Here is an 18969-nt window from a genome sequence, read left to right as displayed (position 1 = left end):
AGTCGGCGGCGAATGCTGCGGCTCAATGGGCATGCAATCAACACGAGGAGTTTTTTCCATGTCCAGAACCAGAACCAGCCGTTTGGCGGAAACGGCAGCCATTCCGGCAAGTCCACCATCCCTGATCTTCGTCGGCTCCGACAAGGGCGGCATCGGCAAGAGTTTTGTCACCGCGCTTGCCGCCGATCTGCTGGATGTCGCCGGCACTGCCCCGCGTATCGTCCAGATTGACGAGCAGGAGCGGCTGCCAGCGCTTTATCCCGACCGCGTGACGACGCTGTCGCTCGCCAGCATGGACGACGTGCGCCGCGATCCGGGCGCGATCGTCGCCGCCTTCGATCCGCTCTATGCCGCGATCGAGCGGACGATCGGCGATCGCGTTCCGACCATCGTCGATATCGGCGGGCCGCAGCAGACGGCGGTGGAGGAATATTGTGGTCTGGTCGATCTCGATGCCGATCTTGCAGAAGCGGGGTTGAGCGCCGTCTGGCTGGTGCCGGCGACCGCCGAGCCCGAAGCGATGCGGGGCGCGGTTCGCACGAGTACTGCGATAGCACGCGTGCTGCCGTCCGTGCGCCGTACGCTGGTTCTCAACGAGCGCGACGGGAGTTTCCGGTTTTATCCCGGCTCGCCGGCTGATCGCATCTGGAGCGCCGAGCTGCAGCCACTGGCGGGGACGCTCGCCAGCGCCAGGCTTCCGGCCATCGCGCCCGGTTCATGGGCTCCGTTCGAGGCGGCGGGAAAGCGCTTTGTCGACGTGGTAGCCGCCGAGATTCCCGAAATCCAGCGCTGGACCGGGCGCAGCCGCCCTGCGGCCAAGGTGCTGCGCGGCGATGTCGCCTTCTTTCTCTCGGCGGCGCAGGAGGCGCTCGGTGATCTGATCGGTCTCGATCGTGATGGCTCCGATGCAGAATAACACGGTTGCCACAGAGTTCGAGAGGAGGCTGGAGACCGCCAGGAGGGAAGGTGAGGCAGGTCGGGAAGAACTTCTTCACCGGCTGGCCCGCATGCCGATGGACAAGGTGATTGCGCTGCCGGCCAGCTCGCTCGCCATCCTCGGACCACATGGGCTGGCGCGACTGGCAGCGATGCGCGAAGGCCTCGCCGGAGTTGCGCGCCGGCCTGTTGCTGCGAGCTCAAGGTCGCAAGCGCAGGTCAGCGGCAAAGCTGGATCCGCCGCGAAGGTGCGCCCGATCCACTCGGCGCTGGTGATGGTGCTTTCGATCATTGCCATCGGCCTGGTGACGGACCTCGCGCGGCCGGTTTTGGTTTCCGCCTTCCTCGATCCCGGCATCCGCCCGCGCGAAACCTCGCGCTGGCCGGAATGCCCGCGTCTCGACGTCCATGTCGACGGCTGCGTCTACATCAGCGGCGGCGCAACCCTGTCGCTCCATCGGGTCGCATCGCTCACCGGGATTCCGGTCGATCAGGTGATCGGCGCCAATCGTCATCTTTCTGTCTCGCTGGAGACCGCGTTGCCGCGAAGCAGCCGGATCGTCATCTGGCGCGGCCGGCTCAATCTGTCGGGAGCCCCGCAATGAATCTCCATCCTCTCACACCGCGCAAACCGCAGCTGCCTGCGGCGCTCGCGTCCATTGTCACGTTTGCCGTCATCTTCCTGCTTGGCATCGCGATTCACTTCGTCGTGATACCGCCTGTGGCATGGCTGCCGGCTGCCGATGAGGCTCGCACTGCCGATCCTGCTTTCCTGTTCCTGATGCTCAGAACGCTCTTTGATGAAGCCGTCTTCCGGTCGGACCTGTACTCGCGGATCGACGGCGTTCTGACGCTGCCCTGGACGGTATTGGACACGCTGCGGTTCCTTGATCTGCATGTCTCACTTGCCATCCGGACGGCGGCAATCATCCTTGCGGCGATGGTGGCCGGAATGACCGCGCACAGGCTGGTCCTTCACCGGACGCTGGCGCAACCATCGGTGCGGCATATCAAGGGACCGCGCCTGCTCGACGGGCGGGCGGCAAGATCGGCGCTTCTGGCAGCCTGGCATCGCCGCTATGGCGTGGCCGAACAGGGCATCGAGTTAGCGAAGGGAATCCCGATGCCGCGCCAGCTGGAAACGGAACATTTTCTGATTGCCGGCGGCACCGGCGCCGGCAAGACGACCATCCTGCAGTCGATGATGCACGGCGTGATCGGGCGCGGCGACCGCATGCTCGCGCTCGACGTGAAAGGCGATGTCACTGCCCGGCTGCCGACCCGCAATGCGGCACTGCTGTCGCTGGACGATGCGCGCAGCCGGCGCTGGGATCTGGGGCTCGACGTCGTGAGCCGGGAAGATGCCGAGGAACTGGCGATCGAACTCATCCCGGAAACCAGCGACCCGTCATGGAGCGCGGGCGCGCGGCGGGTGCTTGCCTGCCTGGTCGGCTATCTGCAGGACGAATATGGCCCCTCGGCCCGGAACTGGTCCTGGGCTGAACTGGAGCGGCTGCTCATGAGCCCGATCGAGGTGCTCTATGGCGCGGTTCTGGAGCGCGATCCGGCGACCGCCATCTTCCTCGACACCAGCCAGGACGAGACCCGCAAGCAGGCGATGTCGTTCTATCTCGTCCTGATCGCCAACGCGCTGCCAGTGGTTTCAGCCTGTGCGAGAATGGGTTCATCGAGGGGGCCGGGGATATCGTTCCGGCAATGGGTCTCGGCCGGAAACGCGCCGCAGGTCCTCATCCTGCGCCAGTCGCAGCGTTATCCCGAACTTTCTGCGACCATTGCCAGACTTGGTCTCAAATTCGTGGCGGACGCAGCGGCAGATCGCACGGCGCAAGCCGCTCCGGCGCCGGTCTGGCTGATGCTCGATGAACTGCCGCAGATCGGCAAGACGCCGGCGGTTCCGCGACTGGCGGCGATCGGCCGTTCCGCCGGCATCCGTCTCGTCGTTACGGTCCAGAGCCCCGCCCAACTGCGGGAGATTTATGGAGCCGAGGGCTGCCAGCATCTCCTGGACAACCTGATCACGAAGATCGTCGGCAGAACCTCTTCGGGCAAGACGGCGTCGGAGATCTCCGAGCACTGGACCGGCAAGCGAACGGTCGAATATTGGGAGCGGGGCGCGCGTGACGGCAGTGGCGCAATCCGGAGCGAACGCCAGACGGACGAGGTTGCGGTCGTAGAGCCGGCGTTCCTGTCCGATGGGCTCGGGCTTGGCAGCGCCAGCGACGGGAGGCCGATCGTGCGCGCGCTCGTTCTTGGGCATGGTGATGTGTGCCTTCTGGAATGGCCGGTCGGGTTGTGGCGCGACCGGCGGCCCTCGACGATCGCCAGGTCCCGTCAGCCTGCGTCAACATCAGCGCGCGGCTGAGGCCAATCCGCTGCCACGGTGACCGTTCGCGCCGCTGATCTGCAAGGTCGTTACGGCAGCGGCCACGCCATCGGCCGCCACACTGGCTCCGGAGCAATGGTGGAGGCGGCGATGGTGGCGACCTGGAACCCGGCGGCGGCATCGGGCTATTATCTGCGGCAGTCGGATTACTATCTCGGCGGACAGGAACCAGCCGGCATCTGGTATGCGCCGGCAGAGGACTTCGGCCTTGCGGATGGCGCGTCGGTCGACCGCGATGAGTTCGAACGGCTGTTCCTCGGGCATGACGAGAATGGCAGTTCCCTGCTCTCAAAGGCCGGCAGGCGCCTCGACAGAACGCCTGCTTTCGATGTTACGCTGTCGGCGCCACGCTCGGTCTCGCTCGCCTGGGCTTTTGCCGATCCCGCAACACGGGCGCTGATCGAGGACGCGCAGGCAAAGGCCGCTCGCGTCACGCTCGGCCTGCTGGAGCGTGAGGCGGCGTTCGCCCGCCGTGGCAGGAACGGCGCCATTATCGAACATGTTGCGCTGTCTGCCGCATGCTTCCAGCACGGCGAAAGCAGGCCGGCGGCCCATGCCGACGAGCGAATCTTTGCCGATCCCAATCTGCATACCCATTGCGTCGTCCTCAACATGGCGACACGCACCGATGGCAGTGTCGGGGCGCTCCATTCCAAGATCCTGCGTGACTGGAAAATGGCGGCCGGCGCAACCTACCACGCAGCGCTTGCCGCAGAACTCCAGGCGATCGGTTTTGGCATCGATCGGATCGGCCGCAACGGTATCTTCGAGCTCCGCGGCGTCGGTGATGACGCAATCCGCTACTTCTCTGCCCGGCGCAACGAGATCGAGGCGGAACTGGGATTGGCCGGCACGACGAGCGCAGAGGCTGCAGCGCTCGCCGCCGCAGTGACCAGAGCAACCCGCAACGCCAAGAATGGAGGCTCAGCTTCGGCCCGGGAAGAGACCTGGCGGGAGGTTGCCGTCGGTATCGGCCTCGATGGGCAGCAGTTTACGCAAGGCCTGTTCGTCCATGGAAACACGCTTACGTCGGAGCAGGCCGAACTCCTGCTTCAGGAGAAGATGGCTGCACTGCCGCGAGATCTGACCGAGCATGAGAGCGTCATCGACCGGCGTGAGCTGTTGGGGTCAGTCGCTGCCTCACTTGTCGGCACCGGGCTTGCCGCCGAACGTGCCGATGCCGAAGTGGAGCGATTGCTTGCCGATGGCGCTGTCGTGGAGCTCGGCAAGGATGCGCTCGGCCTGCCGCGCTATTCCACGCCAGAAATGATCGCGATCGAGCGAGAGATCGTCCGCCTTGCTGCCGATCTTGCAACGCGGGCATGGCATCCTGCAGATCAGTCAGCGTTGTTCGACGAAAGCAATCGTCTGACGCTCAATGCAGAACAGAAGGAGGCTGCCCTGGCCGCGACCGGGTCTTCGGCGATTGTCATCGTGGAGGGCGCGCCGGGCTCCGGCAAGACCACGATGCTCGCTCCCATTGTCGCCGCCCATTCCGCTACCGGTCTGCGAGTGGTCGGCGCAGCGACTGCCTGGCGGGTCGCAAATGCGCTGCGCGACGAACTCGGCATAGAGTCGCGCGCAACGGCCTCCTGGATGGAACGCCTCAAGCAGGGCAGGCCGTTCCTCGATCGCAGCAGCGTTCTCGTCGTCGACGAAGCGGGACTTCTGTCCTCCCGCGAAATGCATGCTCTTCTGACAGAGGTCCATCGCACGGATGCCAAGCTGATCCTTGTCGGCGATCGGCGGCAGCTTCAGGCGATCGGCGCCGGTCCGGGTCTCGATCTGGTTACGCGCGCCATCAATGCGAACCGCATCGACACCATTGTCCGTCAGCGCGAGGAATGGGCGCGGGAGGCCGTCATGGCGTTCGGCCGCGGCGACGCCGAAAGCGCGCTGGCAGCCTTTGCCGATCGCGGGCAGCTGATTCAGACGGAGACGAACGCGGCAGCCCTCGATCGCATCGTGGCCCTGCGGCGGGAACATATGGCAGCGGCAGCGCAGGACCAGTTCCTGATCATTGCCCGAACCAACGCCCAGGTCGCCATCATCTCGCGCGCCATACGCAACGATCTGAGAGAGGCCGGCCAGATCTCGGGCCCGGATGCAGCCATTCGTACGGCAACGCCGTCAGGTCACGAAACGCAGATCGATCTGGCGGCCGGCGACCGCATCCGGTTCCTCGCGCGCAGTGACAGACTCGGCGTCGTGAACGGCACGACCGGCACCGTCACGAAAATCACCGACGCCGAACATGAAGCTGGTGGGCGAACAGCCTTGACTATCGAGGCGACCGTCGAAGGCCGGCGCATCTGCTTCACCCCCGACGATCTGGCCGACGAGAAGGGACGGGCGCGTCTGGGCTGGGCCTACGCCACGACGGTCTACGGCTCTCAGGGGATGACCGTCGATCGCGCCGTCGTCCTTCTCGATCCGGCATTCGACCGCCATGCCATCCACGTGGCGTCCAGCAGAGCGCGGGACGCCACAACGCTGATCATGGACCGATCGGCCATCGATATGCGGCTCGCCGCCGACCGCCCCCTCGACCGACAGGACGATCCGCTCGACTCTTCGGAAGAAGAGCGACGGAAGTGGCTGGCGGAGAGGCTTTCGAGAGCCCAGGCCAAGGCCTCCACCTTCGACACGTTTCTGCCAAACCGTGCGCATTCGGCCGTTGAAAGACGGCCGCACCTTGACACTGCATTCGTACGATCGGGCGTCGTGCTGGAGCACGGTAGCTGAACATTCGCACGTTCGCCCGTCATCAGTCGTTGCGCTTCAGCCCATAGACCGGATGCTCGTTCAAGCCTGCCAAACCAGGCTTTTTGATTTTCGGCTTGTGCCTGGCGACTGACTTGAGCAGCTCATAGGCCAGTTCCCGATCCTCGGGTTCGATCTTTTCGAGCAGCATCAGGATGCTCTCGGCGAATTCTGATCCCCGTTCGGATTCGACTTGTCGCGGATGCTTGTCGAGCAACATTCCTGGCGTTACCTCTAGCGCCTTCGCAATAGGCACCAGCGTCCGCTTCGAGTAGCTGGCCTTGCCAGCTTCAAGCATGCTCAAGGCAGCGGGCGACATGCCGGCCAGCTTGGCCAACTCGCCCTGCGACAGCTCAGCCTCCATCCGCCATTCCTTGATGAAATGTCCTACGTCCTCTTCCACGCGCGTCTCCTTTGGCTGCGTTGTAATTTCGATTATCGAACAATACATTCAGATAATTGAAAAAACACATTGACTCTGCTATTCAGATTATCTAAAGCTATATTTAGACAATCGAAAGGAAGGGCGCAATGAGAATTTGGGCGAACAACAATCTGGCTATGACGAAAGCGCTGGAACGGCAGTTCCACGCTTCTTTGCCTGTTCTCCCCGCACTCTTGCCCACCATCGAGAAACGTCCGACGACGGAAAAGTACACGTCTACTGCATTCATGAACATCGATGAGCTGTCAGCAAGGGCAGCTTGTCGATCTCAATGACGGGCTTGCCGCGATGGAGGCATTCGGGAGCGCTATTCGGGCGGAACCACAGTTGCATAGCGAGGACGAGTGGCCGCTCTACCGCTGCATTTTCTCCGCCTTCTCTCTGCGCGACATCCTCCACCGGTCCGGCCGCCCCGACGCCGTGGCGGTCAGGAGCGGACTCGATGTCAGGCGGCTGACCGGCGACTTTCCCCACATCCTTACCATTGGCGACCCCGCCTCACCCAGGATCAAGGGCAAGTGGCCCGCTCACCTTGCGGTTCAGCTTGGTGACATCCTCCTCGATCCCAGTTTCGGGCAGACGAAACGACCTTGGAACCACTCACCTCACTGTGCGGCCTTCCTGATCGGCGCGCCGGACGGCCATATGGTCGACATCAGCACTGACTGTGAAGCACCCTCGACCACGCTGCATCAGTACTCACAGAGCGGCCACGATTACCAGATCGCCTATTTCAAGCTCCCGCGTACCATCGACCTGCGCACCCGCAAATGGCGCAACGCTCCGGATGCTCGCCCGAAACGGCGTCAGGCGCTCGTCCGCAAGGCGATCGCGATCCGCCTTGCGCAGATCGCCGAAACTGAACGGGAGGCTGCCTGAGCCATGCCCGATTTCATCGACAACCATATCTTCGTCACCGGACCGGAAAAGGATCTCGGGACTTTCCGTCAGTCGCACTTCGCATGCAACAAGCGCACCGGCAGGGTCGAGTTCGATCTCGGTTCGATTGTTCCGATGCCCGATGTCCTGCGCGATATCGAGGGCGATTCCGAGTCGGACCTCGCTCTCCTCGCACTGGGCGCCGACCTCGACCAGACGGCAGATCCTTGGTCGCTCACGTTTGACCGCGTGCGGGAGTTCGACTGGGTGAAGGCTGCCGGCATCCGTTCGCGGCAGGAGCTTCTCGCCCATCTCAATGAGCGGACGCCGGCGGCCGTTTCGGCTGCACGGAAGCGCGTCGCAGCATTTCAGCAGACGGGCTACCACGACGGCCATGTCTGGCGCCTGGCGAACTGGGGCGTCAAATGGAGCCCGACATCCACCTTCATCGTTGCGCAGACGCCGGAGCTGCTGGAATTCGGGTTCGAGACGCCATGGTGCTTTCCGGAACCGGCGTTTCGCAGGCTTGGCCTGATCTATCCGACGCTCTGCTTCGACATCACAGCGGCCAATCCGGATCTGGGCATCGGTATCCAGGGCCATGTTCTCGGAGACGAGGTGCGCCTGGAGCGTATGAGCATGGCCGATATCTACGATGGCTGCGCCGGAACATCCCGTTTCGATGAGACGCATGAGGAGGAGGCGCCGCCGTGACCGTACCGCCCTTTGCCCAGCCACCTTCAGTTTTCTACCGATCAGTCAGGAGTTCATCATGATCGACACCACAGTGCCTGCCGCCAACAACCGCATCAGAAGGAAGGCGTTCCGTCTGTCCAAGATTGACGACATCTACCGCGATCTTGTCGCAGGCGAGATTTCCGTCAGGACCACGCTTGCCGACCTGTGCGCCCGCTATGGAAGCGATCCGTGGCGTGACTACAAGGAGGCGTTGCGCGACTATGGCTGCGACCATGGCTGCCTCGTCATGGCCGACGACGAAAACGGCGGACGCTACGTCTCCATGATGGAGCATTTCGGGGGCGATATTACGCCCGAGGAAGCCGGGGCCTATTTTTCCGCGCGGCTCGCAGAATACCGCGAGAGGGACAAGGCCGCTGAGATCGAAAGCCTGCCCGACAACGTCGTCCGTCTCCACCCGCCCAAGCGGACGCGGTTCTCGATCTACCGGCTCCCCATCGGCGACTACTCGAAGGATACGACAGCGTTCTTCGAAGAACGGGGCGAGTTCATCTGGCAGACCTACGCCTGACGCGCAGCGATCCTGGTGGCGGGTGACTGCTCGCCGCCAGGATTGAGAACATCGCCGCAATGGCCATGCAGCCGGCTGCGAATTTGCGATGCCGGAATCCTGGTCCACACAATCGAGAGGAAATACCGATGAATGCAAAAAGCTCAGACATCATCAGGCTGGCCGCCACCACGTCACTACGCATTTCGACATTGCCGACCGCCAAAGAACAGACGGCTGCGCTGAAGCGCCACATCGAAGTCTGCGACGTCTTTCTGGGAGTCGTCCTGGAAGGCGACGGAGAGCACCGGATCCTCGTGAAGGGCCGGGCTATCCTGGAGGACATCGTCGCAAGCGGCAGGCCGCGCCGCCTCATTCAAGGAGCAATCTCAGTGTCCTGCGCCGAAGAAGCTATCGCCATGCGGCACGTCTTCGGCGATGGCGAGGGCATGGCGAAAGCGCCGGGACTGGAGCGCGCCGGCTGACGCTCCCGGCGGCGTCGCTCGACCCGTAAGAAACCTCGACGCCGCATGGCAGATGTTTCCGCCCTGTTGGCCGCAGGTCTCGCCTGCTGGCCCGAGCGTTTCGATCCACAAGAATCCGAGGTTTGCATGAATGCGTTGCCAAATATGTCAACTTCCCACGGGCACCGGCTCACACGGTGGCCGTGTGTCGGCTGGCCGTTCCATTTCGCCCGACTTCGTACTGTCACTGCAGCCTCCATCTCCGCGCCATGGAGGCTGACATGATATTGGCCCGCCCGACGAGCAACCCCGTCCCGCGACCCTACTTCCTGCACGGCTGGGAATTCATGGCTTTCATCCAGGCCAATGATGACGAGGCAATTGCGATCAGGGCTTCGACGGGCCTGGAAGGCCCCGCCATCGTCTACAATGAGTTCGTCGTATCCGCAGCAGAACTCGAAGATCGCGACCTCGCAAAATGGTGGCTGCTGCCTTCGATGTTCCACATAGCCTACGTCGTTCTCCACGAGTGCCTGTCATCCCCTGACGGAGTCGGACGCTTCACGACGGTTGCATGGACGGCCTACAGGCAAGCCGTCTGTCGCCACTCGGCCATGGCGTGGGCACAGATTCTGAATGGAGCACTCAGGGAAGGGACCGAATTCATGGCTGATCATATGGCGAACTGCCTTTTTGTCGAAAGCGGCATGCGGGACCGAATTGATGCGGGAGGTCCCGTGCTGATGGGATGATACGCTTTCAGGTGATCGCGTCGCGCAGGCCGGTCATATGCGGCCATCGTGCGGGGTCATACCAGTCGCGCGATCGCAGAGGCCGCATCAGCCTGCGAAAGGGAAGGAACTGAAGACATGCCCAACTGGGTGGCCAACACTGTAGTCGTGAGGGGACCGGAGAACGAGATCGGCCGGTTCATCTCAAAATGCTTCCACGTCGAGCGATGTCACGACGATGAGGATAACAACGCGGATGAGCTTGAGCTCGACTTCGAAGCGGTGATCCCGATCGACGCCACGGTCCTCGATGCTGCGGCCGGCGCTGGCGACCGGGACACGCTATACAGGCGCCACTGGGGAACGAAACGGGATGCACTCGACACTGCGATTATCGTTCGCCGGCCCCGATATCTGCATTTTGAGTTCATCACGGCATCCGCCTTCCCTGAGCCGGTTTATCGTGAGCTTGGCCGACAGTTTCCTCAGCTCGAATTCAATATCGCCGCCATCGATCCGGGGGCGTGGTGGGCCGTTACGGGACGGATCGTCGGCGATGATGCCGTTTTCGACGAGAATGCCGACTGCAGGAAGGTCTTTGAGCGCGTCTACAAGCAGCCCTTCGAGAACGCGCTGCAGGCCGATACCTGAACACGCGCCTGTAGTGCGCCAGCCGATGCTGAGAGGGAAGCGGCACGGCCGGTCCCCTGCACGATGCTCGGGAGAAAGTGGCCGCTCACGCGGCCAGAATCCTGTTCGTGGCGCCCGAGACGCGGCGGGTTGCGGTGGCGTGATGGGCAACGTCCAGTTCGATGCCGATGAAGCGGCGGTCGAGCTCCTGTGCAGCCACCAGCGTGGAGCCGGACCCGCAGAATGGATCGAGGACGATCTCGCCGGGTTTGCTGAAGGCTTCGATCAGCGGCGTCAGGACCGATACCGGCTTCTGGGTCGGGTGGAGTCGGTTTCCCTCGTAGCGCCAGTCGATCACGTCCGGGATCGGAATAGCCGGAAGCTCCACGCGGCCCTTCGCCAAGAGATAGGCCTGTTCGTGATGATAGCGCAGGAAACAACCGGCTGAGGCGTATCGCTTGCGGAAGATGATGTGGCCGACCGGGCGGAACCCTGCGGCGCGCCAGGCGCCGAGGAACTTGTCGGCCTGGTTCCAGCCGTAGAAGCTGATGCAGAACCCGCCCGGCTGGAGGACGCGATGGGCCTCGGCAAAGGCCGGCGCGAGCCAGCGGTCGTTGTCGTCGTTCCGCACCGTCTGGCCATCCCGCGAGCGATAGTGGGTGATGTAGGGCGGGTCGGTCAGGATCATGTCGACCGACCCGGATTCCATCCGGCTCATGACGTCGATGCAGTCGCCATGGATGACGGTGTCGATCGGCTGCTGCATGCTTTGATTGCTGGTGATGGTCATTTTCTTTTCTCCTGTTTCTCGTTCGTCCCGTGGGACGCGCAGGAAAATGGCCGGACGCGAAAGCCGCCCTGTCACCGCAAGGGGAACGGCTCGCCCGTTGACGGGACGGCGCGTCAGGCAAAACCGACGAAGAGGCCAAGGGGCGAAACCGAAGACGGAGAGAAGCACCTCACAAGCGAACGGCACAGCAGCGTCCAGGCAAAAGGAATCCCTGCTTCGGCTGATTGCAAATCGACGCTTGCGCCGGGTGGAAATCGGCGTCAGCATTTTGATGTCCGCTTTCCCATCGCGCCCCTTGCGATCGGGCGAGCGGGCCGCTCGGGGAAGGTGAGGAAAATGTCCGCACCGGTCGGCGACCGACCCCGCTGTCGTAGGTCGTCGGCTGGTGCGGGCGGACCTCCGTCATGTCAAAACGAGTACCGGCCGCTGGCGATAGTCGCCGCGGCACGTCGAAGTCACGCGCGGTAGCCGGCGCAGCAGAAATCAGGATAGCCGGGGACGCCTCGGCAGACCCTACCGACGCCACAGCTCCATCCGCAGGGGCAGAACGGCTGTGGGGCCGCGCCCGCCGTTCGGCAGCCCAACACGCTCGACGTCGCAACGAGCATCATTGGGCTGTTGTCGACGACCTGCCGGAGCCGCTGCCGGTTATCCAGGCTGAGCTTGAGGTGATCGAGACATATTTCGGCGACCTGCTGAACGAACTCCTGAGTTTCCGACCAGCTGCATGATGAGCATCCGCTCGACATCGGCGCCCGCACTTGCAGATGGCGGGCTCCGGTCCCCCTCCAGCGATGCTATGGTTTCCCTTGAACAGCAAGGAATGAATGGCAATGAATGCGACCACTCGAATCGATTTCGGCATTACCGAACCTCTGGCCACCGGCGCGCTTCGCGTCTGCGCCTATCTGCGCGTCTCGACCGGAAGGCAGGCGGAAAGCGATTTGTCCATCCCTGACCAGAGGAAGCAGATTGCCGCCTTCTGCGCCGCACGGGGGTGGTCTCTTGTTTGCGAGTTCGTTGAGCCGGGCGCGTCCGCGACGGATGATAACCGGCCGGAGTTCCAGAAGATGATCGAGCGCGCGGCCGACGGGGACAAGCCTTTCGACGTGATCCTCGTCCACAGCTACAGCCGCTTCTTCCGTGATTCCTTCGGTCTGGAAATGTATATCCGCAAGCTCACCAAGGTGGGGGTGCGGCTGATCTCCATCACCCAGGAACTGGGCGATGATCCGGCCCAGATCATGATGCGGCAGGTGATCGCGCTCTTCGATGAGTATCAGAGCCGAGAGATCGCAAAACACGTGCTGCGCGCCATGAAGGAAAATGCTCGTCAGGGTTTCTGGAATGGCGCGCCCGTGCCGCTCGGCTACCGGGCAGAGGAGGTGGAGAAGCGGGGTGTCAGAATCAAGAAGCGGCTAGCCATCGATTTGGTCGAAGCTGAAATCATCAAGCGGATCTTCAGGCTTTATCTTCACGGCGATGGCAAGTCCGGCCCGATCGGCATGAAGGAGATCGTCAAGCGGCTGAACGAGCAGGGCTACAGGACGAAGCGCAACGCTCGTTTCGGCGTCGGCACGCTTCACAAGATCCTGACCAACACCGTCTATGTCGGTGAATGGGTTTTCAACCGCGCGGAGTCAAAGACGGGCCGTCAGAAGCCCGTATCCGAACACATTGCCATCGAAGTCCCGGCGATCATCGAGCGTACGGAATTTGATGCGGTGCAGGCGACGCTGAAATCGCGCAATCCGCGCGTCACGCCGCCGCGCGTCGTCAGTGGGCCGATTCTACTGACCGGCCTGGCGGTCTGCGCAAGTTGCAATGGCGGCATGACGCTGCGAACCGGCACGTCCAAGAGCGGGACCGTCCACCGCTACTACAGCTGCTCGACCTGCAACCGAAAGGGCAAGACCGCCTGCAAGGGCCGTTCGATCCCCATGGACAAGCTCGATACGCTGGTTGTCGACCATCTGTCGAAGCGGCTCTTCACTGCTGAGCGTCTGACCGAGATGCTCGCCTCGCTGACTGCGCGTCGCGCGGGTCGCGCTGCCGAAGTCGACGGGCGCATTGCCACGCTCCAGCGCGAGGTATCGGACGCCGAGGACAAGCTGAAGCGCCTTTACAAGATGGTAGAGGACGGCATCGCTGAAATGGACGACATCCTGAAGGAGCGGATCGGTAGTCTGAAGCTGGATCGGGAACGGGCGCAGGCGGCGCTGGACCGCATCAAAGCCAATGCCGCTCCTGCGACCGACATACCGCCGGAAACCATTGAGCGGTTCGGCCGCGCCATGCGGGAAAATATCGCAACCGGCGAAGTCCCGTTCCGGAAGGGTTACCTGCGTTCAGTCATCGACCGCATCGAAGTCGATGACGATGTGATCAGGATCGTCGGCGACAAGACCACGCTCGAACAAGCTGTCGCTGGCAAAGGCTTTGCCGGGTCCGGTGTTCGCAGTTTTGCACGGAAGTGGTACGCCCAAGGGGAATCGAACCCCTGTCTGCGCCGTGAAAGGGCGCTGTCCTGACCGCTAGACGATGGGCGCGTAGTGGTGGCGCTTATAGCAGCTTGTTTGTAGGGGGCAACCCGTCAAAGCGCTGCAGCACAAACTTTTTCACACTATTTGCGGCGGCGACAGCGCCAGTTCCAATCCCGCTCGGGGCCGACGTCGATATGGACCGAATTGGTGTGGCAATAAGTTCCCACGCCACCACGCCCCGGCATGGAGCGGACATAGTTGGCCAGTTCCCATTTGCTGACGCCTGGAACCTGCACGTCGGCGGCCGCACAATACATGTGCAGTGAATTCTTGGCTCCCCGCGCGCGGCGGTTGCGCGACGCATTGCGGTAACCGGAGGTCACGACGATCTTCTGGCCGTAGTGCTGCTCCACGCTTTTCAGGACGCGCACCAGTGACGGCTTCAGGCACCCAACGTCAACCCGGTCGGTCTGCTTCAGCAGGCCGTTGGGCGCCAGCCGTGCCAGGCCCGCGGCCGAGGCAACCTCGTAGGAGCCGTCATCTTCTTCATGAAGGTCGACATCGCTGTCGTCATCGATGCCGGATTTGCGCTTTATCTCGAAAAGGGCGCTCTGGCGCACGCCGGGCAGCGCGTTTTCGCTACCAAATTCGCCTCCGAGCGAGGCCATGACGACAGGTTTTTCGGAAGGGGTAGCCGAGGCGAGATTCACGATCGGCTTGGCTTTCTGTTCGCGCACCGGAGAGGGCGCAGCCGGGGCAGGGGAGGAGCCGAAGAAGGCGGAAAGGAAGCCTTTTTTCTTCGGCGCCAGCGTCTCGGTTTTGGGCGGTTCGCCCGCGGTGGCGTAAACCGGATTGTCCATTCCGGCAGGGGTATCTGCGGCTTCGGCCGGTTTTGCGTCACCCGCCTGGGTCGCCTCCGGTTCGGATGCCGGCACCGGCGCCTGCGTGGCTGCCGCTTGTTGCTGTGTTGCGCCGTCTTCGGCAACAACTGGCTGGACAGCGGCAGCCGTTTGCGTTGCAGCTACGCCTTCGGCGCCCGGCTTGGCAGAGGGGACAGACGCCACCTGCGCCGGCAACTCGGCATCACCTTCATCCATCACCGTCTCGGTGGCCGAGACCGGCGTTTGCGCGTCGGCGTCCTGCGAATCTCCGGTGCTGGCGGTCTGGATTTGCTCGATATCAGCGGCGGCGTCCGTCGAGATGGAGGGGCCGGCCTGCGCAAAGCCCGGCGTGCCGATGTCGAGATTGGGGTCGGTTGTGGAGGAGCAGGACGCCAGGAACGCCGAAACGAGTGCCGCCATGATGGCGCCGCCCCCTCGTTTCGCAAAGCGCGAGCCTCCTGGAATCAAACCGTCCCCCTTCACGTCTTTTTCACGTCACCGCGATTTGGTTCGCAGCAATCAAAATCCAAACTGAAAAGATTGTGCTTCCGCGTGCGAAAACAGAACCTGTGAGCGCCACCGCCGAATCGTCAGAATGATCGAATCCAGATAAGAGTCAGCCACGGGGCCACTATTTCGCCCCGTTTTCACTCATGGTCAACTCACCACACATTACAATATGTTACACACGAACCTTGACGTAGCTTCCCGGTGCTTCGCCAAGTGTTTTCATCCGCTCGCCTGGAATTCTGGCTTCTACCCAAGTCTGCGACTTCTCCAGAATCCAATCGTGCCAGTGCGGCCACCAGGAACCCGGGTTTTCCTTGGCTTTGGCGATCCATTCGTCGAAATCGCCGGTGGGCTTGCCGCCGGTCCAGTACTGATACTTCCCGGCTGAAGGCGGGTTGACGACGCCAGCGATATGGCCGGATCCGGCCATCACGTAATCGACCTTGCCGCTGAAATAGGCGCAGCCGAGAAACACCGACCTTGCCGGCGCGATATGGTCTTCGCGGGCCGCTAGATTGTAGACTGGAATGGTGATGTCCCTAAGCGAGATGGTCCGTCCGGCAAGCTCCATGCGCCCTTGCGAGAGGTTGTTTTCCAGGTAGCAGTTGCGCAGGTAGAAGGAATGGTTGGCGGCGGCCATGCGCGTCGAATCGGCATTCCAGTAGAGCAGGTCGAAGGGCGTCGGCTCCTTGCCACGCATGTAGTTGTTGACGACATAGGGCCAGATCAGGTCGCCCGAGCGCAGCATATTGAAGGCTGTGGCCATCTTGGTGCCTTCCAAATAGCCCTTGCCGCGCATCGACCGCTCCAGCGCAGCGATCTGCTCTTCGTCGACGAAAACCTTCAGATCTCCGGCATAGGTAAAATCGACCTGGGTGGTGAAGAAGGTCACCGATTTCACCCGCTCGTCACCCTCCTGCGCCAGGAGTGCCAGGGCAGCGGCCAGCAGCGTTCCGCCGACGCAATAGCCGATGGCGTTGACTTCCTTCTCACCGGTTGCGGCCTCCACCGTGTCGAGCCCATATTGCAGCCCTTCGCGGATATAGGCTTCCCAATCCTTCAGCCCGTGGCGTTCGTCGGGATTGATCCAGGAGATGACGAAAACGGTGTGGCCCTGCTCGACAGCCCAGCGAATGAAGGACTTCTTCGGATTGAGGTCGAGGATGTAGAATTTGTTGATCCAGGGCGGGCAGATCAGCAGTGGGCGCTTGAGAACCTTGTCGGTTGCGGGCTCATATTGGATGATTTCGGCGACATCGCTGCGGCCGACGACCTTGCCGGGGGTCGTTGCCAGGTTGCGGCCGACCTCGAATTGCGAATAGTCGGCCTGCCGCAGTTTCAGGTCGCCCTTGCCGGCCTGGATGTCCTCCGCCAGCATCTTCATGCCGCGCACGAGGTTTTCGCCGCTGCTGGCCACCGTCTCGCGAAACAGTTCGGGATTGGTCAGGATGAAATTCGACGGCGAGATCGCGTTGGAGATCTGCTTGACATAAAACCCCGCCTTGTGGCGCGTGTGCTCGTCCAGCCCTTCGGCGTGCTCGACAAGTTCGCCTGCCCAGCGCGAGGTGACGAGATAGGTCTGTTTCAGGAAGTCGAAGAAGGCATTACGGCCCCAGTCGGGGTCCTCGAAGCGCTTATCGCCGCGCTCCGGTTGCGAGGCCCGGTCAGCATCTGCGCCGTTTTCGACCCGGTGGATCGCATTCGCCCAGATGTTCATATAGCCTGCAAACAGCCGCGTTTGCGCTTCCAGGGCGCGCGCGGGATCGGAAAGCCAGTATTCGGTCAGCTTGGAGAAGGTCTTGACCATGTCGGCCATCGGCTCACCGACGTGATCGCGCACTTCCCCCTTTTCGCGTGGCTCGGCCCAGGCGGCAGCGGCCTTGCCGGCCTGCTCGATCATGCGGGCAAGGTTGAGCGCGAAGCGTTCAGGGTCTTTTACGAGATATTGTTCGACGGGGGAGGGTGCATCCGCGTCCATCTTGCCCGAATCGGGTGCCTTCGACATGTTCGCGCGCGTCCTCCCGGCAGCATATTCTTGACATCCTAGCATGGGACGTCAAAACGGGTCCAACATAGTCAGGCCATGCTTAGTAGCGCGTCAGGGGAAATTTTATGACAGAGCGAATTGGCGCAGGCATTTTTTCCCGTTTGCGGCTGGCGGCAGGTTTGGGCCTGGCGGCTGCTGCCTTCATTCAGCTTCCGGCCTGTTCCACCGTGCCCGAGGTCGCGTCAGCACCCCCTTCGGGATTGTCGTCCGGCCAGCCGACCGATACCGGCACCTTTCCCAATCTGAACATTCCGCCGCAAACGGCTGCAGCCCAGATCACGCCGGAGGAAAAGGCGGAGAAATTCTCCGAACTAGAAGCGGCGAAAGCCACGCAATCAGCTCCGCCCGGTGGTGGCGCCACGGCCGATCAGAGCCGGCTGAAGAAAATCGCGGCCACCCATGCCGCCGAAACTCTTGCTAAAATTGAGGGTCAGTGACGCCTCGACCGGGCCTGCGAATGCGTATATAGCGCGTGAGGATTTCACACGCCATTTGCTGGGTTTGACATGGAAGAGTTTCACAAGGTCCGCCGCCTTCCGCCCTATGTATTCGAGCAGGTCAACCGCCTGAAGGCCAGCGCGCGAGCCCGTGGCGCCGACATCATCGACCTTGGCATGGGTAACCCGGACCTGCCGACACCAAAGGCCATCGTCGACAAGCTGTGCGAAGTGGTGCGCGATCCGCGCACCCACCGCTATTCCTCCTCGCGCGGCATCCCCGGCCTGCGGCGCGCTCAGGCCAATTACTATGCCCGCCGCTTCGGCGTGAAGCTCAATCCGGATACGCAGATTGTTGCGACGCTGGGCTCCAAGGAAGGCTTTGCCAATATGGCCCAGGCCATCACCGCCCCCGGCGACGTGGTGCTGTGCCCCAATCCGACCTATCCGATCCATGCCTTCGGCTTCATCATGTCGGGCGGGGTCATCCGCTCGCTGCAGGTCGAGCCGGACGACGGCTTCATCCCCGCGCTGGAGCGTGGTGTGCGCCACTCCATCCCCAAGCCGCTGGCGCTGATCCTGAACTATCCGTCGAACCCGACGGCCTATGTCGCGACGCTCGATTTCTACAAGGAAGTCGTTGCCTTCGCCAAAAAGAACGAGATCATCATCCTGTCCGATCTCGCCTATGCGGAAATCTATTTCGACGGCAATCCGCCGCCCTCCATCCTTCAGGTGCCGGGCGCCATCGATATTGCGGTGGAGTTCACCTCGATGTCGAAGTCCTTCTCCATGCCCGGCTGGCGCATGGGCTTTGCGGTCGGCAACGAACGGCTGATCGCGGCGTTGACGCGGGTGAAATCCTATCTCGACTATGGCGCCTTCACGCCCATCCAAGTTGCCGCCACCGCGGCGCTGAACGGCGATGGCAGCGATATTGCCGAGGTGCGCGAGGTCTATCACAAGCGCCGTGACGTCATGGTGGATGCGTTCGGCCGTGCGGGCTGGGCGGTTCCGGCTCCCGCGGCGACGATGTTTGCCTGGGCGCCGATACCCGAGCCGTTCCGGGCACTCGGCTCGCTTGAATTCTCCAAGCTCCTGATCGAGAAGGCTGACGTCGCCGTCGCGCCGGGCATAGGTTTCGGCGAGCATGGTGACGACTATGTGCGTATCGCGCTGGTGGAGAACGAGCACCGGATCAGGCAGGCGGCACGCAACATCAAGCGTTTCCTGGGCTCTGCCGGCGGCAAGTCCGACAATGTGGTGCCGCTGGCGGCGCATCGCTGACGCGGCAACCAATCATCGAGAATTCTAGGGACA

At 62.5% G+C, this 18969-nt stretch carries 17 protein-coding genes, 1 tRNA gene and 1 pseudogene; 14 read left to right on the top strand and 5 right to left on the bottom strand.

Annotated elements, in window-relative coordinates:
* The first annotated feature begins 58 nt into the window (after positions 1-58).
* From EET67_RS08445 to mobF, 4 genes are read left to right on the top strand one after another with little or no spacing between them, the layout of a single operon-like run.
* The gene (locus EET67_RS08445; RefSeq protein ID WP_128625717.1) at positions 59-916 is read left to right on the top strand and encodes a hypothetical protein; all 858 of its coding nucleotides are present in this window, start codon (positions 59-61) and stop codon (positions 914-916) included.
* Entirely contained in the window at positions 906-1541 is a 636-nt protein-coding gene (locus EET67_RS25605) for a hypothetical protein (RefSeq protein ID WP_165899831.1), read from the top strand. Before EET67_RS08445 ends, EET67_RS25605 begins: the two co-directional genes overlap by 11 nt.
* Positions 1538-3319, top strand: a complete 1782-nt coding sequence (locus tag EET67_RS08440) for a helicase HerA-like domain-containing protein (RefSeq protein WP_165899830.1) — start codon at positions 1538-1540, stop codon at positions 3317-3319. The genes EET67_RS25605 and EET67_RS08440 overlap by 4 nt, the downstream gene beginning before the upstream one ends.
* A gap of 18 nt (positions 3320-3337) precedes the next feature.
* Positions 3338-6085 (top strand): MobF family relaxase, encoded by a 2748-nt coding sequence (mobF, locus tag EET67_RS08435; protein WP_245450790.1) that lies wholly within the window; start codon positions 3338-3340, stop codon positions 6083-6085.
* Between the two features lie 22 nt (positions 6086-6107).
* On the opposite strand, the gene EET67_RS08430 is transcribed toward mobF, so the two are convergent.
* Entirely contained in the window at positions 6108-6506 is a 399-nt protein-coding gene (locus tag EET67_RS08430; protein ID WP_165899829.1) for a helix-turn-helix domain-containing protein, read from the bottom strand.
* A gap of 279 nt (positions 6507-6785) precedes the next feature.
* Between EET67_RS08430 and EET67_RS08425 the strand changes: the two genes are divergently transcribed.
* The 6 genes from EET67_RS08425 to EET67_RS08400 all read left to right on the top strand — a co-directional run bounded on the left by EET67_RS08425 (position 6786) and on the right by EET67_RS08400 (position 10522).
* Positions 6786-7427: a hypothetical protein gene (locus tag EET67_RS08425; RefSeq protein ID WP_128625714.1), complete on the top strand. Its 642-nt coding sequence runs from the start codon at positions 6786-6788 to the stop codon at positions 7425-7427.
* A 3-nt stretch (positions 7428-7430) separates the two neighbouring features.
* The gene (locus EET67_RS08420; RefSeq protein WP_128625713.1) at positions 7431-8141 is read left to right on the top strand and encodes a hypothetical protein; all 711 of its coding nucleotides are present in this window, start codon (positions 7431-7433) and stop codon (positions 8139-8141) included.
* A gap of 58 nt (positions 8142-8199) precedes the next feature.
* Positions 8200-8697: a hypothetical protein gene (locus tag EET67_RS08415; RefSeq protein ID WP_128625712.1), complete on the top strand. Its 498-nt coding sequence runs from the start codon at positions 8200-8202 to the stop codon at positions 8695-8697.
* 128 nt (positions 8698-8825) lie between these two features.
* Complete coding sequence (locus EET67_RS08410) at positions 8826-9161, top strand: hypothetical protein (protein WP_128625711.1); 336 nt, start codon at positions 8826-8828, stop codon at positions 9159-9161.
* A gap of 266 nt (positions 9162-9427) precedes the next feature.
* Complete coding sequence (locus tag EET67_RS08405; RefSeq protein WP_128625710.1) at positions 9428-9892, top strand: hypothetical protein; 465 nt, start codon at positions 9428-9430, stop codon at positions 9890-9892.
* Positions 9893-10009: 117 nt separating this feature from the next.
* A complete protein-coding gene (locus EET67_RS08400; RefSeq protein WP_128625709.1) occupies positions 10010-10522 on the top strand; it encodes a hypothetical protein in 513 nt (170 codons plus the stop codon).
* An 85-nt stretch (positions 10523-10607) separates the two neighbouring features.
* Here the strand turns inward: EET67_RS08400 and EET67_RS08395 are convergent, their stop codons facing one another.
* Positions 10608-11291 (bottom strand): DNA methyltransferase, encoded by a 684-nt coding sequence (locus tag EET67_RS08395; RefSeq protein ID WP_245450788.1) that lies wholly within the window; start codon positions 11289-11291, stop codon positions 10608-10610.
* Between the two features lie 404 nt (positions 11292-11695).
* Between EET67_RS08395 and EET67_RS26065 the strand changes: the two genes are divergently transcribed.
* Positions 11696-12022, top strand: a complete 327-nt coding sequence (locus EET67_RS26065; protein WP_245450786.1) for a hypothetical protein — start codon at positions 11696-11698, stop codon at positions 12020-12022.
* A 96-nt stretch (positions 12023-12118) separates the two neighbouring features.
* Positions 12119-13255 (top strand): annotated as a pseudogene (locus tag EET67_RS08385) (recombinase family protein); the annotation flags it as partial.
* Positions 13256-13765: 510 nt separating this feature from the next.
* Here EET67_RS08385 and EET67_RS08380 read toward each other — a convergent pair.
* The 3 genes from EET67_RS08380 to EET67_RS08370 all read right to left on the bottom strand — a co-directional run bounded on the left by EET67_RS08380 (position 13766) and on the right by EET67_RS08370 (position 17170).
* Positions 13766-13840: transfer RNA gene (locus tag EET67_RS08380), tRNA-Glu, on the bottom strand.
* A 74-nt stretch (positions 13841-13914) separates the two neighbouring features.
* On the bottom strand, positions 13915-15075 hold the full coding sequence (locus tag EET67_RS08375; RefSeq protein WP_128625708.1) for a YcbK family protein: 1161 nt from the start codon (positions 15073-15075) through the stop codon (positions 13915-13917).
* 262 nt (positions 15076-15337) lie between these two features.
* Positions 15338-17170, bottom strand: coding sequence for a PHA/PHB synthase family protein (locus EET67_RS08370; RefSeq protein WP_128625707.1), 1833 nt, complete (start codon positions 17168-17170; stop codon positions 15338-15340).
* A 107-nt stretch (positions 17171-17277) separates the two neighbouring features.
* On the opposite strand from EET67_RS08370, the gene EET67_RS08365 reads away from it, so the two are divergent.
* Positions 17278-17649 (top strand): NADH-quinone oxidoreductase subunit E, encoded by a 372-nt coding sequence (locus EET67_RS08365; RefSeq protein ID WP_128625706.1) that lies wholly within the window; start codon positions 17278-17280, stop codon positions 17647-17649.
* A gap of 69 nt (positions 17650-17718) precedes the next feature.
* Entirely contained in the window at positions 17719-18936 is a 1218-nt protein-coding gene (locus tag EET67_RS08360; RefSeq protein ID WP_128625705.1) for an LL-diaminopimelate aminotransferase, read from the top strand.
* The last annotated feature ends 33 nt before the right edge of the window (positions 18937-18969 follow it).

The sequence above is a fragment of the Borborobacter arsenicus genome (assembly GCF_003934165.1).
In the GTDB taxonomy this organism is placed as follows: Bacteria; Pseudomonadota; Alphaproteobacteria; order Rhizobiales; family Rhizobiaceae; genus Pseudaminobacter; species Pseudaminobacter arsenicus.
The sequence above is the reverse complement of the archived record's forward strand: the minus strand, read 5'-3'. Positions and strand labels throughout refer to the sequence as shown.